The sequence below is a fragment of the Sphingomonas panni genome (assembly GCF_022664435.1).
GTDB classification, from domain to species: domain Bacteria; phylum Pseudomonadota; class Alphaproteobacteria; order Sphingomonadales; family Sphingomonadaceae; genus Sphingomonas; species Sphingomonas panni.
In genome coordinates, this window is sequence record NZ_JAKREU010000001.1 from 708,086 (window position 1) to 726,550 (window position 18,465).

Sequence of the window (18,465 nt, forward strand, 5' to 3'; positions counted from 1 at the left end):
CGGACCGGCCATAGTTTCACGTGGAACATGGTTTGACGGGTCAGTCGCCTGCGCCGGGCTCGGGCGAGAAATGCTCCATCTTGTTCTCGACGCCCTTCCACTGATCGGCATCGGGCGGGGTCTGGTTCGCGTTGCGCGTCACGTTCGGCCATTGCGCCGAATAGGTGTTGTTCAGCTCAAGCCACTGCTCCAGCCCGCTTTCGGTGTCGGGCAGGATCGCCTCGGCGGGGCATTCCGGCTCGCACACGCCGCAATCGATGCATTCGCTGGGGTTGATGACGAGCATATTCTCGCCCTCATAGAAGCAGTCGACCGGACACACCTCGACGCAGTCCATATATTTGCAGCGGATGCAGGCGTCGGTGACGACGTAGGTCATGGGTGGTCGAGGCTCCGTGAAACGTATCGCGACCGCGTTATGCCGGGTCGTCGCCCTCGTCAACGGGGCCGGACCCACTCGGTTCCAGCAGCGTGTAGAGCGTCCGTGCCTCGGCGGGCGGTCCGCGCCGGACCGGCAGTGCCTCGACCCGCAATATATGGACCCGCGATCCTTGCGGAAAGGCGACGACCATGCCCACCCGGACCGGACAATGCGCCCGTTCGATCCGTCGACCATCCAGGCGCAACGTCCCCTTCTCCGCGATCGCCTGCGCAGCGCTGCGGGTCTTGGCGAAGCGGGCATACCACAGGAACATGTCGAGCCGCATCTGCGGCACCGGCTCCGGCGCGCGTGCCGCCATCAGCGATCGAACCCCAGATCGGCCAGTGCGGCAAAGGCATTGCCCGGCCGCGCAACGGCACGGGGCGGGGCCACCGGGGCGCGACGACGCGGCGGGGCCCAGCGCCATTGCGGCACATCGCCCGCCGGTGCGCTCGGCCGGAACCCCAGCCGCGCCATCAACCGCGCGATCGTCTCCGCCTGCAACCCCATCGATACCGCCAGCGCCGGATCGGGCGCGAACGGCGCGTGCCCCTTGCGCGCGTCATGCGCCGCCTGCGCCAGGCGTTCGATCAGGTCGACGCGGACCGCCTGCGGACCGAAGCGGCGAAAGCCCCACGCCCCCTGCCCGACCGGCAGCACGGTCGCGCCGATCGGGGCCAGCGCCTCGACCGGATGCCCGTCGCGCGCCGCCAGCAAGGCTGCCCGCCACCGCGACGCCGCCGGCTTGAACAGGCGCGCGTCGAAAAGGTCCAGCGCGCCGATCACCACCCCCGCCTTGCGCAGCCGCCGCCGGTCATTGCCGTCCAGCGGGATTAGCATCGCATCGAACCCGTCGCGCGGCGCGATCCCGCCCACTTCGGTCAGCGCCGCCGCTACCGCGCGGAGCGATCCGCTCGCCGCCGGATCGCGCGCCAGCGCCGCCAGTGCGCAGAGCGTCGGTGCGCGCCGCGCGACATCGCTTTGCACCCACTGCGCCAGCCGCTCGCGCACCTCGCCCTGCGCTGCGCGATCGAGAACCTGCAGGCTCCGATCCAGCGTCACCACCGGCCGGTCGAGCGTCGTGCCGCCGGTCAGTGTCGCAACGGTCAGCCCGTTCCACGTCAATTCGGGTAGCGCCCCCGGTTCGGCCGACAGCGCCAGTTCGGCATCCGCCGCCGCGATCAGTTCGCCGCCACGCTTGCGCAACTCGCTCGCCAGCCCCTTTTCCGCCGCCGCGATCAACAGCCTTTTGTCGGCAACGCGGGTGTCGGGCGACACCTCGAACCGGAACCCGGTCAGCTTGCCCAACGCATGGCCGTCGACCGACACCGCGCCATCGGCGGCGACATCGACCGGCAGGTCGGCCGCCCCAGCCCCGATCCGCCGCAGCAGCACCGTCGTCCGCTGATCGACGAAACGCTGGCGCAGCCGGTCGTGCAGCGCGTCGGACAGCTTTTCCTCGACGCCGCGCGTCCGCGCCGCCCAATGCTCGGGATCGAGCAGCCAGTCGGAACGATGCGCGATATAGGCCCAGCTGCGCGCCGCCGCGATCCGTCCGGCGATCGTCTCGACATCGCCGTTCATCTGGTCCAGCCGCTGCAATTCGTCGGCGAACCATTGGTGCGGGATATGCCCCGCCCCCTCGCTCAGATGGCCGAAGATCCGCCCGACGAACCGGCTGTGCGGGTCCGGCCCCAGCTTGCGGAAATCGGGCAGGCCGCATGCCGACCATAGCCGCCGCACCATTGCCGGGGATCGCGTGCGCGCACGGACCCAATCCTCCTCGGCCAGCCGCTTGAGGACGATCAGGTCGATCGCTTCCGGCGCTGCGGTCAGCACCGGATGGTTCGGCCGCGCTTCGAGGCTTTCGATCAGTGCATCGATGCTGGAAAAGTCGGGCTCGCCGCTGCGCCAGTAGAGCCGTTCGAGCGGTGGGACATGATGCCCCTCGATCGCCAGCACTTCCTCCGGCGTGAAAGCGTTCGGCCCTTCCTCGACCAGCGCGCCGAAGGTGCCGTCGCGGTGGTGCCGCCCGGCGCGGCCGGCGATCTGCGCCATTTCGGCGATGGTCAGCCGCCGCTGCCGCCGGCCGTCGAACTTGCGCAACGAAGCAAAGGCGACATGCGCAACGTCGAGGTTCAGGCCCATGCCGATCGCATCGGTCGCGACCAGATAATCGACCTCGCCCGACTGGAACATCGCGACCTGCGCGTTGCGGGTGCGGGGGGACAGTGCGCCCATCACCACCGCCGCCCCGCCGCGCATCCGGCGGATCGCCTCCGCCACGGCATAGACCTCTTCCGAGGAGAAGGCGACGATCGCCGACCGCCTCGGCAGGCGGGACAGCTTGCGCGCACCGGCATAGCTCAGCGTCGAGAAGCGCGGACGCGAGATGATCTCGGCATCCTTTACCAGCGCGCGGACCATGGGTTTGAGCGAATCGGAGCCGAGGATCATCGTTTCCTCGCGTCCCCGCGCGCGCAACAGCCGGTCGGTAAAGACGTGGCCGCGTTCGGGGTCGGCGCCCAGCTGCGCCTCGTCCAGCGCGACGAAGGCGGTTTTCCGCTCCAGCGGCATTGATTCGGCGGTACACAGGAACCAGCGCGCCTTCGGCGGGACGATCCGTTCCTCGCCGGTGACCAGCGCGACATTCTCGGCGCCCTTCATCGCGACGACCCGGTCGTAATTCTCCCGCGCCAGCAACCGCAGCGGAAAACCGATCATTCCCGAGGCATGACCGCACATCCGCTCGATTGCGAGATAGGTCTTGCCGGTGTTGGTCGGCCCCAGCACTGCGGTGACCGGGCTACGCGCGAACTGGCTCATCCCCTGCAACATCGGGGTTGCCGTGCGCCGGTGCAACGGGTTTTGCAGGTTCCGCCGAACGATTCGCTCGGTCGCAGGCGTGCCACGCCCCGTCGCACGCCAATGCGTGCCCCGCGTGGTTCATTTGACTTTAAACCTTTGGCTTCACAGGGGGAGAGGACTGGGCCGGGTCGGGCGGCCATCGAAGGGGGCTGGGCGTGTTCCTGCGCACCGATCACGGACTGGAACTGGCAGGCGGCACCAGCGCGTTGCGCTTCGGCCGTGCACCGGTCCTGTCCGCCCCCGCCCGCACCGACCATTGGCGCGGTCGCATCGAATCCTTCGACTGGACCCCCGATCTGGGTGCGGCGATCGGATCACGCGACTGGTGGCGGGGACTTGCGACCTGCACCGCGCTGTGCGCCGGCGTCTGGGCGCTGTCGCCGTCGTGGAACCGGCCGATCCTGGGCGCGGTCCCCGCCCCGCTCGACGGTACCGCTCTGGAAGAAGCGCGCAGCCTGTCCTTCGGTGCCAGCGCGCTGGGCGCCACCAGCGGGATGCGGCTTGCCGCCACGTCGCGGGTGGTACCGCTCGCCAACACGCCCGAGCGCCCGATCGTCGAAGCGACGGCGACGCTGGGCAGCGGCATCGCCGATGCACTGGCGCGCACCGGCGTCGGCGCAGGCGAAGCGCGGCAGGTCGCCGCAATGGTCGCCAGCCGGGTCGATCCGGCAGAACTCACGCCCGGCACACGGCTCGACGTTACGCTCGGCCGTCGCGACAGCCCGTCGCAGCCCCGCCCGCTCGAACGCCTCGCCTTCCGGGCCAGATTCGATCTCGCGCTCGACATCGTGCGCGAAGGCGGCACGCTGCGGCTCGACGCCCGGCCGATCGCGATCGATCATACCCCGCTGCGCATTCGTGGTCGCGTCGGCGCCAGCCTGTACCGTGCCGCCCGCGCCGCCGGTGCCCCGGCCAAGGCCGTCGAAACCTATATCCGCACCGTGTCCGGCCTGGTCCCGATGGGACAGGTCGGGCAGGATGATTCGTTCGATCTGATCGTCGAACAGGCGCGCGCAGCGACCGGCGAAGTGCAACTCGGCCAGCTGCTCTATGCCGGGCTGAACGGTCGCCGCGATGTTCGCCTCGTCCGCCGGCAGGACGGCGCGCGGACCGAGTGGCTCGATCCCAAGGGCGTGGGCGAGCGCAAGGGGACGATGATGTGGCCGGTCGCGGCGCGCATCTCGTCCAATTTCGGCTGGCGCGTCCATCCGGTGCTGGGCTTCCGCCGGCTGCACAAGGGGATGGACTTTGCCGCCGCCTATGGCAGCCCGATCCGCGCCACGACCGATGGCCGGGTGGCCAGCGCCGGCTGGCACGGCGGCTATGGCAATTTCGTCAAGCTCGATCATGGCGGCGGCCTCGCCACCGGCTATGGCCATATGAGCCGGATCGTGGTGCGCGCGGGCAGCCGCGTGGCGCAGGGGCAGGTGATCGGCTATGTCGGCTCGACCGGCCTCTCGACCGGGCCGCATCTGCACTATGAACTGTGGAAGAACGGCGTACCGGTCAATCCACGCTCTGTCGCCTTCGCGACGGTGCAGCAATTGCAGGGCGACGAACTGGCCCGCTTCCGCCAGCATGTCAGCCAGCTGATGGGTGTCGCCGCGCGGTAATTCGGTTCAGGCCGTTTCGGCGGCGGACGGCGCTGCACACGCTCCGCCGCCCCCGGCATAGGTCCCCAAGCGCCTACCGCCCCTGCGTGCGCCAGCGACGGATGGTGCGGTCGACCAGCGCATCCTCGCCCCCCTCGCACTGCCATAGCTCGGTAAAGGACGGCGATGCCGAATCCGGGCGCAGCGACGTCTCAAGGCTGTCGAACGACACGCGGATCGGCGTCGCGACGCCTTCGCCGACGATGATGCATTCGCGATTGCGTAGCGCTGGAATCACGTCGAGGAAGCCGCGCGCATCCTCCGGCATCGCCGCACGGACAAAGGCCTGGTCGCGTTCGTTGTTCAACCGCATGGTCAGGATCGTGCCGCATTGCGACAGCACCCCTTCGGCCAGATCGGACGGGCGCTGGGTAATCAGGCCGAGCGACACGCCATATTTGCGGCCTTCCTTGGCGATCCGGCTGAGAATCGCTGCCGCCGACGATCCCGCCCCGGCGCGTTCGTTGGGGACGTAGCGATGCGCTTCCTCGCACACCAGCAGCACCGGCTTGCGCGTTTCGCCGCGCGACCAGATGGCGAAGTCGAACACCAGTCGCGACAGCACGGCGACGACGACCGAGGTAATCTCCGACGGCACCGCCGACACGTCGACGATCGAGATCGGCTTGCCCTGCGCCGGCAGGCGGAACACCCGTTTCAGGAACGCGCCCATGGTATCGGCGACCAGCATTCCCGAAAACATGAAGGCATAGCGCGGGTCGGCGCGAATCTCTTCCAGCCGCGCCTTCAGCCGTAGATAGGGCGCGTTGTCGCTCCCCCGGTCCATCCGCGTCATTTCCGCCTGCAGGATCGTCGCCAGATCCGAGAGCAGATACGGGATCGGCGCATCGACGGTCATGCGCGGTATGTCCTGCGCCAGCCGGCTCTTGGCCTTCGCGGCGAGGATACAGCGCGCGAGGATGTCGGCCTCGATCTGTCGCGCCGACCCTTCGGAGGTCAACAGGATGTCGCAATGCTCGTTAAAGTTGAGCAGCCAATAGGGCAATTGCAGGTTCGACGCGTCGAGCAGCTCGCCCTTGTCGGCAAAGGCTGCGGCATATTCGCCATGCGGATCGATGACGACGATATGGCCGTGCGGACTATGATCGCAAATCCGGTGCAGGATCAGCGCGGCGGAGGTCGATTTGCCGGTACCGGTCGATCCGACCAGCGCGAAATGCTTGCCGAGCAACGGGTCGACGTAGAGCGCCGCGCGCAGGTCCGACGCCATATGGATCGTGCCGATGGTGATGTGCGGCCGGTCCTGCATCGCATAGATACGCCGCAGCGTATCGCGCGTAACCGGATGTACCGGCGACCCCGGAAGCGGATAGCGGGTCACCCCGCGGCGAAATCCGCGCAGGCCCTGTCCGGGTTCGGGCTCATAGCCTTCCCCCATGAGGTCGACTTCGGCGATCAGGTTCGATCCGTCATCGCCAAGACGGGTCGAGCGGATGCTCGCCACGACCCAGGTCCGGCCGATCTTCAACTTGACGAACGACCCCACCTGCCCCGCGGTTTCGGCATCCGGCCCTTGATCGCGGGTGAAGTCGGACAATGCGCACAGGTCGAGCAGCAACCGGCTGGTCGCGCCGGAGATATCCAGCAGCACGCCGATGGCCGGCGTGCTGTCGGTCGGTCCGGCAAGCGGCGGGCGAATCGGCAGGTTCATCATGCTATCCTGCTCACAAATCTGTAAATTTTGCGTATCAGATACGCTCGCCGCTTAACCGTTGGCAAACCATGTCGAGCTGGCCGATCGTCGAATAGCCGATGGTGATCGCCCCGCCCTTTTCACCATGGCTGATCTGGACCTTCAGGCCCAGCACATCGCCCAGCTGTCGCTCCAGCGCGCGCAGGTCGGCGTCGCTGGCGCCGTCATGGCCGCCCTCGGCCATTGCCGGATCGCGCGGCGTCCGTGCCCGTTTCGGCTCCGGGTCGCGTGCTTGGCGCGCCATCCGTTCGGCATCGCGCACCGACAGCCCCTTGGCGACGACCTTTTCGGCAATCGCTTCGGCACCGGGCACATGGATCAGCGCACGGGCATGGCCCATGCTCAGCCGCTGGTCGCCGACCATGTCCTGGATCGGCTTGGGCAGTTCGAGCAGCCGCAGCAAATTGGTGACATGGCTGCGCGACTTCGCGACCAGATTGGCGAGTGCTTCCTGCGTATGGCCGAACTCGTCGATCAACCGGCGGTAACCCTCCGCCTCCTCGATCGCAGTCAGGTCGCGCCGCTGGATATTCTCCACCAGCGCGATTTCCATCGTCTCGGCATCGGTGAAGTCGCGCACGACCACCGGTACCTCGTGCAACCGCGCCCGTTGCGCTGCCCGCCAGCGACGCTCGCCGGCGACGATCTGATAGCCCTTGCCGTGCGGCCGCACGACGATCGGCTGAATGACGCCGCGTGCCGAAATCGACTCTGCCAGTTCGTCGAGTGCGGATTCATCGAAGAACCGCCGCGGCTGTCCCGGCAGCGGTGACAGCGCGGTGACCGGCAGCTGCCGGACACCGCTGGGCGGGGTCGATCCCCGCGTCGTCGAAACCTCGCCATCGGGTTCGCCCAGCAGCGAACTCAGTCCCCGGCCCAGCCCACCCATGCGCGGGCGACGCGGCGCTGCCTGTTCGCTCATGCCGCTTCCGCCAGCGACGGCAGGCGCGCAATCACTTCGCGGGCCAGCGCGATATAGGCTTCGGACCCGGCGCAGCGATAGTCATAGATCAATGCCGGCACGCCGTGGCTGGGTGCCTCGGACAGGCGGACATTGCGCGGAATCACCGTATCGAACACTACTTTCCCCAACACCGCGCGCACATCGTCCGACACCTGATCGGTCAGCCGGTTGCGCCGGTCGTACATCGTCAACACCACGCCCAAGATCGACAGCCCCGGATTGAACCGTCCGCGAATCCGCTCGACGGTACTCAGCAGCTGGCTCAGGCCTTCCAGCGCAAAGAACTCGCACTGGAGCGGCACCAACAGCGCATGGCTCGCTACCATCGCGTTAATGGTCAGCAGGCCGAGCGACGGCGGGCAGTCGATCAGGATCACGTCCCATCGCCCCCCGCTCGCCTCCACCACCCGGTCGAGCCGGTGGGTACGCGATTCGAACTCGATCAGCTCGATTTCCGCCCCCGACAGATCGACGGTTGCCGGGACGATCGACAGGCGCGGCACCTTGGTCGCGATCGCTGCCTCGTTCAGCATCAGATCGCCGATCAGCAGGTCATAGGTCGAATGCTCCCGGTCGTTGCGGCCGATGCCAAGACCGGTCGACGCATTCCCCTGCGGATCGAGATCGAGGATCAACACCTCCAGCCCTGTCGCCGCCAGCGCGGTGCCGACATTGATCGCCGTGGTGGTCTTGCCGACGCCCCCCTTCTGGTTCGCGATGGCAATGCAAATCATGCTTGGCGCACTCCCCTGGCGACGACGATCGACGATGTTGGATCGGTGATGCTATGTTCCACGTGAAACATTCCGCGCCAGTCGGCCTTGGCCTCGGCCAGTTCGTCGGCTGCGGAACGTCCCTTCGGCAACACCCATATCGTATCGGCATCGCTATGCCGATGGCCGATCGCAAATAACGCGGCCAGTCGCGCAACCGCGCGAGCACTGATGATCGCCGCCGGCCGATCCGCCGCCAGCTTCTCGATCTTCGCCTGATGGACCACCACGTTCGACAGTCCGAGGTCGGTCGCCATCTCACCCAGCAAGATCGCCCGCCGTGCGCGTGGTTCGACCAGTACCACCCGACGGTCGGTCAGGATCGCGGCGACGATGCCGGGAAAGCCGGCGCCCGAACCGATATCGATCCAGTCGCCCTGCCCCGCTTCGGAGGCCAGCGGCACTAGCTGTGCGGAATCGAGCAGATGCCGTTCCCAGATGTGATCGATCGTCGAGGCGGCGATCAAATTCTGGTTCGCGGTCTCGGCAACGATCCGTTCGGCAAAATGCGCCAGCAATCCGGTGCGCTCCGCCCCGAACCGCTGCTCGATCCAAGTGCGTGCATCCGCTTCGGTCATGCTGCCAGCTTTCCACCGCGATGGTGCAGCAGGATCGCGACCAGCGCCGCCGGCGTCACCCCCTGGATACGGCCGGCCGCCGCCAGCGTTTCGGGCGCGGCGGAGGTCAGCCGTTCGACCATCTCGTTCGACAGGCCGGGCACCGCGCCATAGGCAAAGTCCGCCGGCAGCGCGACATGGTCGACCCGCGCCGCCGCCAGCTCGGCCGCCTGCCGTTCCAGGTACGGCGCGTAGCGTGCATCCTCGATCAGCTCACCCAGCACGTCGTTCTGTTCCTCGATCCCCAGATGCTGCGGCGTTACGCCCGGTACCAGCAACCATTCCCCGCCGCTGCGCATATCGGAACCGGACACCGGTGCGCCTTTCGCCGACAGCGCATTGGCGACATGCCGCGTCGACAGCGCCGCCGTCAGTGCGCCTCGCCGTTCTGCCCGTGCAGCATTGAACGCGCGTCGCTCGCCCGACAGCAGACCCGCCGCGTCACCGATCGCGCCGAGCCGGGTAGCCGCGTTGTCCGACCGCAGGCGCAGGCGATATTCGGCCCGCGCCGTCATCATCCGGTAGGGTTCGGACACGCCCTGCAACACCAAATCGTCGATCATCACCCCGATATAGCTCGACTCGCGCGACAGGATCAGCGGGTCCAGCCCCAGCGCCTCGCCCGCCGCATTGGCTCCCGCGATCAGCCCCTGCCCGCCCGCTTCCTCATAGCCGGTCGTGCCGTTGATCTGCCCGGCGAAATACAAGCCGCCCAGCGCGCGCAAGCCGAGCGTCGCCGACAAGGCGCGCGGGTCGATAAAGTCATACTCGACCGCATAGCCCGGGGTCACTATCTCGACCCGCTCCAGTCCAGCGACACTGCGCAGCATTGCCAGCTGCACGTCCGTCGGCAGCGAGGTCGACACCCCGTTGGGATAGACCAGATGCGTATCCAGCCCTTCGGGTTCGAGGAATATCTGATGCCCGTCGCGGTCGCCGAAGCGATGAACCTTGTCCTCGATCGACGGGCAATAGCGCGGGCCCCGCCCCTCGATCGATCCGCTGAACAAGGGCGAGCGATCCAGTCCAGCGCGAATGATGTCATGCGTCTGCGCCGTCGTGCGGGCGATGGCACAGGCAAGTTGCGGCAACCGCTTTGCCGGATCGGACAAAGGGGACATCGTCCAGATATCGGCGTCGGACGGTTGTTCGGGCAGCACCGCCCAGTCGATCGTCCGCCCGTCCAGCCGGGGCGGCGTACCGGTCTTCAACCGGGCAATCGGCAAGGCGAGTTCGCGCAACTGTTGCCCCAGCCGCGTCGCCGCGCGTTCCCCGACACGACCGCCGACCGCGCGTTCTTCCCCCCGGAACATCGTCCCGCCAAGGAACGTGCCCGTCGCCAGCACGACCGTTCGCGCCGCAATGCGGCTGCCATCGGCCAGTTCGACCCCGGTGACCCGCCCGGCGTCTGTCGTCAGCGCAACCGTATCGCCGCCCAATACCGCCAGCTTCGGATGCGCCAGCAACCGGCGCACCGCAGCGGCATAGCGAACGCGATCCGCCTGAATCCGCGGCCCCTGCACTGCCGACCCTTTCGACCGGTTGAGCATCCGGTGATGGATCGCCGCCGCATCCGCCGCCTGCCCCATCAGCCCGTCCAGCGCATCGATCTCGCGAACGATATGCCCCTTGCCCAATCCGCCGATCGCCGGATTGCAGGACATGGCACCGATCCGGTCGGGATCGAAATCGATCAGCAGCGTGGTCGCGCCACGCCGGGCCGCTGCTGCGGCTGCTTCGGTGCCGGCATGGCCGCCACCGACGATCACTACGTCATAGGTCATGTTGGTCGTGGTTCCACGTGGAACATTATTTGCCGATACAGAAGCGGCCGAACAGATCGTCAAGGACTGCCTCGGTCGCGCGCATCCCGGTCAGCGCCGCGAATGCCTGTACCGCATAGCGCAATTCCTCTGCCAGCAACAGCGGGTCGTCCTGCATTGCAGCACGGCCCAGCGCGGCGGCGGCGGCGGCGGCATGATGCGCCTGTCGCCGGTTGAGTGCCAGGTCGTCGACCTTCGGCAGCAGCGATGCCGCTTCCCGGGTGAGCGCAGCCCAGACGGCATCGATCCCTGCACCGGTCGCCGCCGACACGGCAATACGCTCGCCGCGCGCCGCACCGTCGCGGACGTCCGACCGGGGGTAGAGCGCAATCGCCCGTCCCGCAGCCGGCGGGGAATCGTCCCCCAGCCACAACACGATATCGGCCGCCGCGATCGAACCGGTTGCCCGGTCGATCCCGATCCGCTCGATCGGATCGTCACTATCTTCGCGGAGGCCCGCAGTATCTAGGAACAGCCATGCCACTCCTTCGCGCGTTACCGGAATCTCGATCACGTCCCGCGTCGTACCCGCGACCGGCGAAACGATCGCCGCTTCGCGTCCGACCAGCGCGTTAAGCAGCGTCGATTTACCCGCATTGGGCGGACCGGCCAGCACCACGCGGATACCGTCACGCAACCGTTCGACCGGCGGCACCGCCAGCACCGCGTCGATAGCCCTTGCAAGTTCCCCGGCCTGTGTCCGAACACCGGTCAGCACATCGTTGCCGTCGTCGACATCGTCCTCATCGGCATGGTCCAGCACCGCCTCAACCACCGCCGACAACCGGGTGGCGGTCGCGGTCCACTCGGCTACCGCACGACGCAAGCGCCCGTCGCTATTGGCCAGCGCCATCTGCCGCTGCGCCTCGGTCTCGGCCGACAACAGGTCGCCCAGCCCCTCCGCCTCGGTCAGGTCGATGCGCCCATGCGCCAGCGCACGGCGGGTGAACTCTCCCGGCTCGGCCGCGCGCAGTCCCGGCAAGCTGGCCAGCGCACGCTCGACGCTGGCCACGACCGCGCGGCCGCCATGCAGATGCAGCTCGACCAGATCCTCACCGGTCGCCGTGGCCGGCCCCGCAAACACCAGCACCAATGCCCGATCGAGCAACCGGTTATCCACAGGGTCGCGCAAGGCCCGCACGGCAGCACGGCGCGGCGGCGGCAGGCGCCCTGCCAGTCGTGTCGCGGCATCGAACGCTCCGGCACCCGACAGCCGCAGCACGGCGATGGCGGCGGGCGGTCGCCCGCTCGACACCGCGAAGATCGTGTCAGCCGCCACGACCCGCCGTCTCGAACATCTTGCGCCAGAAGGTCATGCCCGCCTCGCCCATCGGCGCCCAGCTCTGCATCAACTGGTTGAGCAGCTCGGGGCTGGCCCCCTTCTCCATCGTTTCGGTCAGCATCGCGACATAGCGTTCATGGACCGGCGTGAAGTCGGGCAGGCCCATCGCGCGGCGCGCTTCCTCCGGCGTGCAATCGACTTCGACGTTGATCTTCATGGGCGATTTCCCCTGTGGTTCACCGCCACGATAGGGGGAAAGTTCGGGAAAGGCGACCGTCGCGGTTGCGGCTTTCCACGACTTATCCACAGGGTTCGTGGCGCTGGAAACGACGACGCCCGCCTTCTCGTGTGGAAAAGACGGGCGGTTCGTTGTTGGCGGACGCGGGCGAAGCCCGCATCGTCGGTCGGGCTGGACGCCCGCCGGCCGGCCGCGTTTGCGATCCGCGCCAGCATGGCGCGGTCCAAACGCTATTGATTCATACTATCGAAGAAGTCCTCGTTAGTCTTCGAATTCTTCATCTTGTCGAGCAGGAACTCCATCGCGTCGATGGTGCCCATCTGCATCAGGATACGGCGCAGCACCCACATCTTGCTGAGCTTGGTCTTGTCGACCAGCAGCTCTTCCTTGCGGGTACCCGACTTGCCCACGTCCAGCGCCGGGAAGATGCGCTTGTCCGCCACCTTGCGGTCGAGGACGATTTCCGAGTTACCAGTGCCCTTGAACTCTTCGAAGATCACCTCGTCCATGCGGCTGCCGGTATCGATCAGCGCGGTGGCGATGATCGACAGCGAACCGCCTTCCTCGATGTTGCGTGCCGCACCGAAGAAGCGCTTCGGCCGCTGCAACGCGTTCGCATCGACACCACCGGTCAGCACCTTGCCCGACGACGGGACCACGGTGTTGTAGGCCCGGCCCAGACGCGTGATCGAATCGAGCAGGATCACGACGTCCTTCTTGTGCTCGACCAGCCGCTTGGCTTTTTCGATCACCATCTCGGCGACCTGGACATGGCGCTGCGCCGGTTCGTCGAAGGTCGACGAAATCACCTCACCCTTCACGCTGCGCTGCATGTCGGTAACTTCTTCCGGGCGTTCGTCGATCAGCAGGACGATCAGGAACACTTCGGGGTGATTATCGGTGATCGCCTTGGCCATGTTCTGCAACATGACGGTCTTGCCGACGCGCGGGGGGGCGACGATCAGCGTGCGCTGGCCCTTGCCCTGCGGCGACACGATGTCGATCACCCGCGCCGACTTGTCCTTGATCGTCGGGTCGAGCTGGTCGAGCGTCAGCTTCTGTTCGGGATAGAGCGGCGTCAGGTTATCGAAATTGACCCGGTGGCGGACCGCATCGGGATCGTCGAAATTGACCGACACCAGCTTGCTCAGCGCGAAATAGCGCTCGCCGTCCTTCGGCGCGCGTACCTCGCCCTCGACCGTGTCGCCGGTGCGCAGACCGTGCTTGCGGACCTGGTTCGGCGAGACATAGATGTCGTCCGGCCCGGCGAGATAATTCGCTTCGGGGCTGCGCAGGAAGCCGAAGCCGTCCTGCAGCACTTCGATCGTGCCGACGCCCATGATCTGCTCACCATTCTCGGCACGCGCCTTGAGAATCGCGAACATCAGGTCCTGCTTGCGCATCGTCGACGCGCCTTCGACGCCCAGCTCTTCGGCCATCGAGACCAGTTCGGCGGGCGCATGTTTTTTCAAGTCTTTGAGATGCATCGGGGGATGGTCCAGATCAGCGAGATAGAGGCAGGGTCGGCAAATGAAGCGGACACAAGCGGCTGGGACGGGCACACCGAGGACCGGGCGCCACTGCCCACCGACCTATGCCGCACCCTGCGCCAAGTCAAGCTGGGACCGCTGGCCTACTCCACCCCCTCGACGCCCAGCACCGCAGGATCGATCGCCGCGAACATCCGCGCCTGTTGCAGCAGACGCATCGCACACTCCATGCGGATCGCGTCGGCCTGCGCCGCGGTCGACTGCACTCCCCGCAATCTTTCCACAGCCGCCGGAATATCGGTCGTCGGTGAAGCCCCCTGGATGCGACCGACGAAATACATCATCGCCGACGTGATCGGCCCGCGTTCCGTCGCGCTTGCCGCTTCCAGCTGGTGCGACAGCGCGGCGGTACAGCGCAGGTCATCCTCGACCCCGGCCGGCAGCGGCGTCGCCGCCTGGATCAATGCCAACGCCATCAACATCGCATCGCCTCCCTCAGAACGGCTTCACCACCGCCAGCACCACCGCCGCGATCGCCGCCAGTGCCGGCAGTTCGTTGGCCAACCGCAACTGCTTCGGGGTCAGCGTCGGCCGCCCCGCCGCCAGCTTCTTCGCATAGCCGACCGCCCAGCCATGATAGCCGCTCAGCAACACCACGACGAGCAATTTGGCGTGCAGCCACCCCAGCCCCGCCCCGCCGTCGAACAGCCCGACATTCGCCGCCAGCATCAGCCCCAGCACCCATACGACGACCATCGCCGGGGTCAGGATCATCCGCTTCAGCAACGCCTCGCGCCGGATCCAGCGCGGCGGCTCGGCCGGGTCGGCCAGCCCCTCCTGATGATGGACCAGATAGCGCGGCAGCATGAACAGGCCGGCCATCCAGAAGATGACGAACACGATATGTGCCGCCTTTATCCACAGATAGGCGCTGCCCAGAAACCCGCTCATGCCCCGCGTACCCGCGCCACCAGCCGCTCGACATGCGCGATCGGCGTATCCTGCTGGATGCCGTGGCCGAGATTGAAGACATGCGGACGATCGGCAAAGGCGGCCAGCACCCGGTCGACCCCGGCGTCGAGCGCGTTGCCCCCGGCGATCAGCAACAGCGGATCGAGATTGCCCTGCACCGGCAGGCCTGTGGGTAACTGCGCATTCGCCCACACCGGATCGACCGTTTCGTCCAGCCCGATCGCATCGACCGTCGTTTCACGCGCATAGGCGGCAAGCTTGCCCCCCGCCCCCTTCGGAAACCCGATGATCGGCACGTCGCAACGCGCACGCAGCCCCTCGACGATCGCCACCGTCGGCGCGATGACCCAGCGTTCGAACTCGGCCGGGGCCAGGCTGCCCGACCAGCTGTCGAACAGCTGCACCGCCTCGACACCCGCTGCGACCTGTCCCGCCAGATAGTTGATCGTGACCGCGACGATCCGGTCGATCAGCTCCTGCACCGCCGCCGGATCGCCATAGGCCATGCGCCGCGCCTCGGCCTGCTCCCGGCTGCCCTTGCCCGCGATCATATAGGTGGCGACCGTCCAAGGCGATCCGGCGAACCCCAGGAACGTCGTCTGCGCCGGCAACGCCGCCGCCACGCCGCGCACCGTCGCATAGACCGGGTCGAGGATCGCCATATCCAGCCGCAGAGCCTCGATAGCGGCCCGCGTGCGCAGTTCGGGGGCAAGACGCGGCCCCTCGCCCGCTTCGAACCACAGACGCTGTCCCAGCGCGTTCGGGACCATCAGGATATCGCTGAACAGGATCGCCCCATCGAACGCGAAGCGCCGCAGCGGTTGCAGCGTCACCTCGGTCGCCGCTTCGGGATCGTTCACGAGATCGAGAAAGCCGCCCTTCTCCGCCCGAAGCGCGCGATACTCGGGAAGATAGCGCCCCGCCTGTCGCATGAGCCAGAGCGGCGGGACGGCAAGCTTTTCCCCGGCCAGGGTCCGGAGAAGCGGTTTGGGATCGGGAGAACCGGTCAGCGTCGTCGCTCCTTCTACTATTAAAGTAGATTCTAAATAGGTGGTTGAAGGGAGTTGGGGCGTGGATAGCGGGGCTTATGGTGGATTACCCGAAATGCCAACAGATTGACCCGGTGAGACTCGCTTGAATCCGTCGATTCCCGCATGGCCATCCACACTATCCACAGGCTGTGGGTTGAATCGCTCCCTGTGTCGGGATTGTGGATAGTTTGGGCATGAAACCGGGCTTTCCCACAGCTTGGCGGCGCGGCCGACTTACGCTAGCCCCTGCCCCCGACTTATCCACAGCCTTGTGCAGAAAGGCGGCTGATGCGGCTGCACCTCCACCTCCTGTCCGACTCCACCGGGGAAACGCTGGAGAATATCGCGAAGGCGGCGCTGGCGCAGTTCGACGATGTCGACACGATGCGCCATTTCTGGCCGATGGTCCGCTCCGAAACCCATCTGGAGCGCATCCTGGCGGAGATAGCGCTCAATCCCGGGCTGGTGCTCTACACGCTGGTGAACCCGGCAATCCGCCGGATGCTGGAGGCGCGCTGCGCCGCGCTCGGCCTGCCGATCGTCGCGCCGATGGATGCGGTCAGCAACGCCCTGTCCAGCCTGCTGGGGCAGGAGGCGAAGGCCAGGCCCGGTCGCCAGCACAGCCTCGATGCCGCCTATTTCGCGCGGGTCGATGCGATCCAGTGGACCATCGCCCATGACGACGGCATCGCCTCGGAGGATTGGGAAGAGGCCGATATCCTGCTGGCCGGCGTATCGCGTTCGTCGAAGACCCCGACCTCGATCTATCTCGCCAATCGCGGGTACAAGACGGCGAACATCCCGATCGTGGTGGAAAGCCCGCCGCCGCCGATCCTGTACACGCTGAAGAACCCGCTGGTCGTCGGCCTGACCACCAGCGCCGACCGGCTGATCGCGATCCGGCGCAACCGGCTGCTGTCGCTCAACCAGATGCCCGACACCGATTATGTCGAACAGGATGCCGTGGTGAAGGAACTGTCCTATGCCCGGCGGATGTTCGCCGACAATGGCTGGCCGGTGATCGACGTCACCCGCCGCTCGATCGAGGAAACGGCGGCGGCGATCATCACCCTGTGCAACGACCGCAAGCTGGAGGCCCGCGCATGAGCTTCGTCCTCGCCTCGATGAGCGCTACCCGCCGTGCGATGCTCGATGCCGCCGGCATTCCGCACGATGCCATGGCCAGCGGACTGGACGAGGAAGCGGCCAAGGCGGCACTGGCGGCCGAGAATCTGAAACCCCGCGACCTCGCCGATGCGCTGGCCGAGATGAAGGCGATGCGCGCCGCCACGCGGGTCGGCGGGGCCATGGTGCTGGGCGGCGATTCCGTCGTCGCCCTTGCCGATGGGACCGTGCTGGACAAGCCCGTCGACCGTGCCGACGCCGCCGCGCATCTGCGCGCGATGTCGGGCGGGCGCCACGACCTGTTCAGCGCGGGGGTGTTCGTCGAGGGCGGTCGCCCGGTGTGGCGGCATATCGGCCATGCGAAGCTGACCGTCCGGCCCCTGTCCGACGCCTTCATCGACTCCTATCTCGATGCCGAATGGCCCGCCATCGCCGGCTGTGTCGGCTGTTTCCGGATCGAGGGGCCGGGCGTGCAGCTGTTCGACCGGATCGACGGCGATCATTGGACGATCCTCGGCATGCCCTTGCTCGAAATCGCGCGCTATTTGCGCCAACGGGGAAAACTGCCCGCATGAAGCCTTATGCAGAGGTGATCGGCGACCCGATCGCCCACTCCAAATCACCGCTTATCCACAGCTTCTGGCTCGACCAGCTGGGACTGGATGCCGAGTATCGAAGGTTCCACGTGAAACCTGACGATCTCGGTGCCTATTTCGACAGCCGTCGCGCAGACCCGAACTGGCGCGGGTGCAACGTCACCGTGCCGCACAAGCTGGTCGCGCTCGACCATGTCGCCGATCCGGGCGATGTCCGCGGATCGATCGGCGCGATCAACACCGTGTTTCGCGGGGAAGGCGGCGACTGGATCGGCACCAATACCGATGCTGCCGGGTTCCACGCCCCGATTGCGGGCCTCGACCTGACGAAGCAGCCGGTCGCGGTGATCGGCGCCGGTGGCGCGGCACGCGCGATCCTGTTCGCGCTGTCGCGGCTGGGGGTCGGGCGGGTGACGGTGCTGAACCGCAATCCGCTAAAGGCAGCGGCGTTGCTATCGACCTTCGGATTGAAGGGCGACGCCTTGCCGCTCACCGCTCCCCTGCCGGCGGCAAAGCTGCTGGTGAACGCCAGCACGCTCGGCATGACCGGCCAGCCCCCGCTGGAAATCGACCTGTCGCCGCTGCCCGACGATGCCGTGGTCTATGACGCGGTCTATGCCCCGATCGAGACGCCGCTGCTGGCACAGGCCCATGCGCGCGGACTCGACACGGTCGATGGCCTCGAAATGCTGGTCGGGCAGGCGGCATTGGCGTTCGAACTCTTCTTCGGGGTCGCGCCACCGCGCGATCGCGACGACGAATTGCGCGCGCAGTTGCTGGCGTGAGTGCCGCTCTGCCCCCCACGACCCGTACCCCGGCGAAGGCCGGGGTCCAGTTACGGAACGCAACTGGTTATCCACAGCCGTTCCCCAACTGGACCCCGGCCTTCGCCGGGGTAC

General features: G+C 67.1%; 18 protein-coding genes. 4 read left to right on the forward strand and 14 right to left on the reverse strand.

All coding sequences use genetic code 11. The annotated features are described in order from the left end of the window. Positions 1 to 40: 40 nt before the first annotated feature. Genes fdxA through MF609_RS03485 form a run of 3 tightly spaced genes read right to left on the reverse strand, consistent with a single transcriptional unit; the run spans position 41 to position 3,247 of the window. Positions 41 to 379, reverse strand: a complete 339-nt coding sequence (gene fdxA / locus MF609_RS03475; protein WP_242414903.1) for a ferredoxin FdxA — start codon at positions 377 to 379, stop codon at positions 41 to 43. A gap of 37 nt (positions 380 to 416) precedes the next feature. Continuing rightward, a complete protein-coding gene (locus MF609_RS03480; protein WP_242414904.1) occupies positions 417 to 740 on the reverse strand; it encodes an RNA-binding S4 domain-containing protein in 324 nt (107 codons plus the stop codon). Further along, the gene (locus MF609_RS03485) at positions 740 to 3,247 is read right to left on the reverse strand and encodes a helicase-related protein (protein ID WP_242414905.1); all 2,508 of its coding nucleotides are present in this window, start codon (positions 3,245 to 3,247) and stop codon (positions 740 to 742) included. Before MF609_RS03485 ends, MF609_RS03480 begins: the two co-directional genes overlap by 1 nt. Before the next feature lie 197 nt (positions 3,248 to 3,444). Here MF609_RS03485 and MF609_RS03490 point away from each other — a divergent pair, with 197 nt between their 5' ends. After that, complete coding sequence (locus tag MF609_RS03490; protein WP_242414906.1) at positions 3,445 to 4,902, forward strand: M23 family metallopeptidase; 1,458 nt, start codon at positions 3,445 to 3,447, stop codon at positions 4,900 to 4,902. 73 nt (positions 4,903 to 4,975) lie between these two features. Here the strand turns inward: MF609_RS03490 and MF609_RS03495 are convergent, their stop codons facing one another. From MF609_RS03495 to hemE, 11 genes are all read right to left on the reverse strand, one after another. After that, on the reverse strand, positions 4,976 to 6,616 hold the full coding sequence (locus MF609_RS03495; protein WP_419723049.1) for an ATP-binding protein: 1,641 nt from the start codon (positions 6,614 to 6,616) through the stop codon (positions 4,976 to 4,978). A 34-nt stretch (positions 6,617 to 6,650) separates the two neighbouring features. Then, on the reverse strand, positions 6,651 to 7,577 hold the full coding sequence (locus tag MF609_RS03500) for a ParB/RepB/Spo0J family partition protein (protein ID WP_242414908.1): 927 nt from the start codon (positions 7,575 to 7,577) through the stop codon (positions 6,651 to 6,653). Beyond that, a complete protein-coding gene (locus MF609_RS03505; RefSeq protein ID WP_242414909.1) occupies positions 7,574 to 8,353 on the reverse strand; it encodes a ParA family protein in 780 nt (259 codons plus the stop codon). The genes MF609_RS03500 and MF609_RS03505 overlap by 4 nt, the downstream gene beginning before the upstream one ends. Further along, the gene (rsmG, locus tag MF609_RS03510; RefSeq protein ID WP_242414910.1) at positions 8,350 to 8,970 is read right to left on the reverse strand and encodes a 16S rRNA (guanine(527)-N(7))-methyltransferase RsmG; all 621 of its coding nucleotides are present in this window, start codon (positions 8,968 to 8,970) and stop codon (positions 8,350 to 8,352) included. Before rsmG ends, MF609_RS03505 begins: the two co-directional genes overlap by 4 nt. Further along, positions 8,967 to 10,793, reverse strand: a complete 1,827-nt coding sequence (gene mnmG / locus MF609_RS03515) for a tRNA uridine-5-carboxymethylaminomethyl(34) synthesis enzyme MnmG (protein ID WP_242414911.1) — start codon at positions 10,791 to 10,793, stop codon at positions 8,967 to 8,969. The genes rsmG and mnmG overlap by 4 nt, the downstream gene beginning before the upstream one ends. Before the next feature lie 25 nt (positions 10,794 to 10,818). Further along, a complete protein-coding gene (gene mnmE / locus MF609_RS03520; protein WP_242414912.1) occupies positions 10,819 to 12,111 on the reverse strand; it encodes a tRNA uridine-5-carboxymethylaminomethyl(34) synthesis GTPase MnmE in 1,293 nt (430 codons plus the stop codon). After that, complete coding sequence (locus MF609_RS03525) at positions 12,101 to 12,331, reverse strand: DUF6489 family protein (RefSeq protein ID WP_242414913.1); 231 nt, start codon at positions 12,329 to 12,331, stop codon at positions 12,101 to 12,103. Before MF609_RS03525 ends, mnmE begins: the two co-directional genes overlap by 11 nt. Before the next feature lie 251 nt (positions 12,332 to 12,582). Further along, positions 12,583 to 13,839 carry a transcription termination factor Rho gene (gene rho / locus MF609_RS03530; protein ID WP_242118816.1) on the reverse strand — a complete coding sequence of 419 codons (1,257 nt, stop codon included), beginning with the start codon at positions 13,837 to 13,839 and terminating at the stop codon, positions 12,583 to 12,585. A gap of 146 nt (positions 13,840 to 13,985) precedes the next feature. Beyond that, a complete protein-coding gene (locus MF609_RS03535; RefSeq protein WP_242414914.1) occupies positions 13,986 to 14,324 on the reverse strand; it encodes a hypothetical protein in 339 nt (112 codons plus the stop codon). A gap of 13 nt (positions 14,325 to 14,337) precedes the next feature. Continuing rightward, positions 14,338 to 14,793, reverse strand: coding sequence for a CopD family protein (locus MF609_RS03540; protein ID WP_242414915.1), 456 nt, complete (start codon positions 14,791 to 14,793; stop codon positions 14,338 to 14,340). Beyond that, entirely contained in the window at positions 14,790 to 15,824 is a 1,035-nt protein-coding gene (gene hemE, locus MF609_RS03545) for a uroporphyrinogen decarboxylase (RefSeq protein WP_242415170.1), read from the reverse strand. The genes MF609_RS03540 and hemE overlap by 4 nt, the downstream gene beginning before the upstream one ends. A gap of 309 nt (positions 15,825 to 16,133) precedes the next feature. Between hemE and MF609_RS03550 the strand changes: the two genes are divergently transcribed. From MF609_RS03550 to MF609_RS03560, 3 genes are read left to right on the forward strand one after another with little or no spacing between them, the layout of a single operon-like run. Beyond that, positions 16,134 to 16,952, forward strand: a complete 819-nt coding sequence (locus MF609_RS03550) for a pyruvate, water dikinase regulatory protein (protein ID WP_473829124.1) — start codon at positions 16,134 to 16,136, stop codon at positions 16,950 to 16,952. After that, positions 16,949 to 17,545, forward strand: coding sequence for a Maf family protein (locus tag MF609_RS03555; protein ID WP_242414916.1), 597 nt, complete (start codon positions 16,949 to 16,951; stop codon positions 17,543 to 17,545). Before MF609_RS03550 ends, MF609_RS03555 begins: the two co-directional genes overlap by 4 nt. After that, entirely contained in the window at positions 17,542 to 18,351 is an 810-nt protein-coding gene (locus MF609_RS03560) for a shikimate dehydrogenase family protein (RefSeq protein WP_242414917.1), read from the forward strand. The genes MF609_RS03555 and MF609_RS03560 overlap by 4 nt, the downstream gene beginning before the upstream one ends. Positions 18,352 to 18,465: the final 114 nt, after the last annotated feature.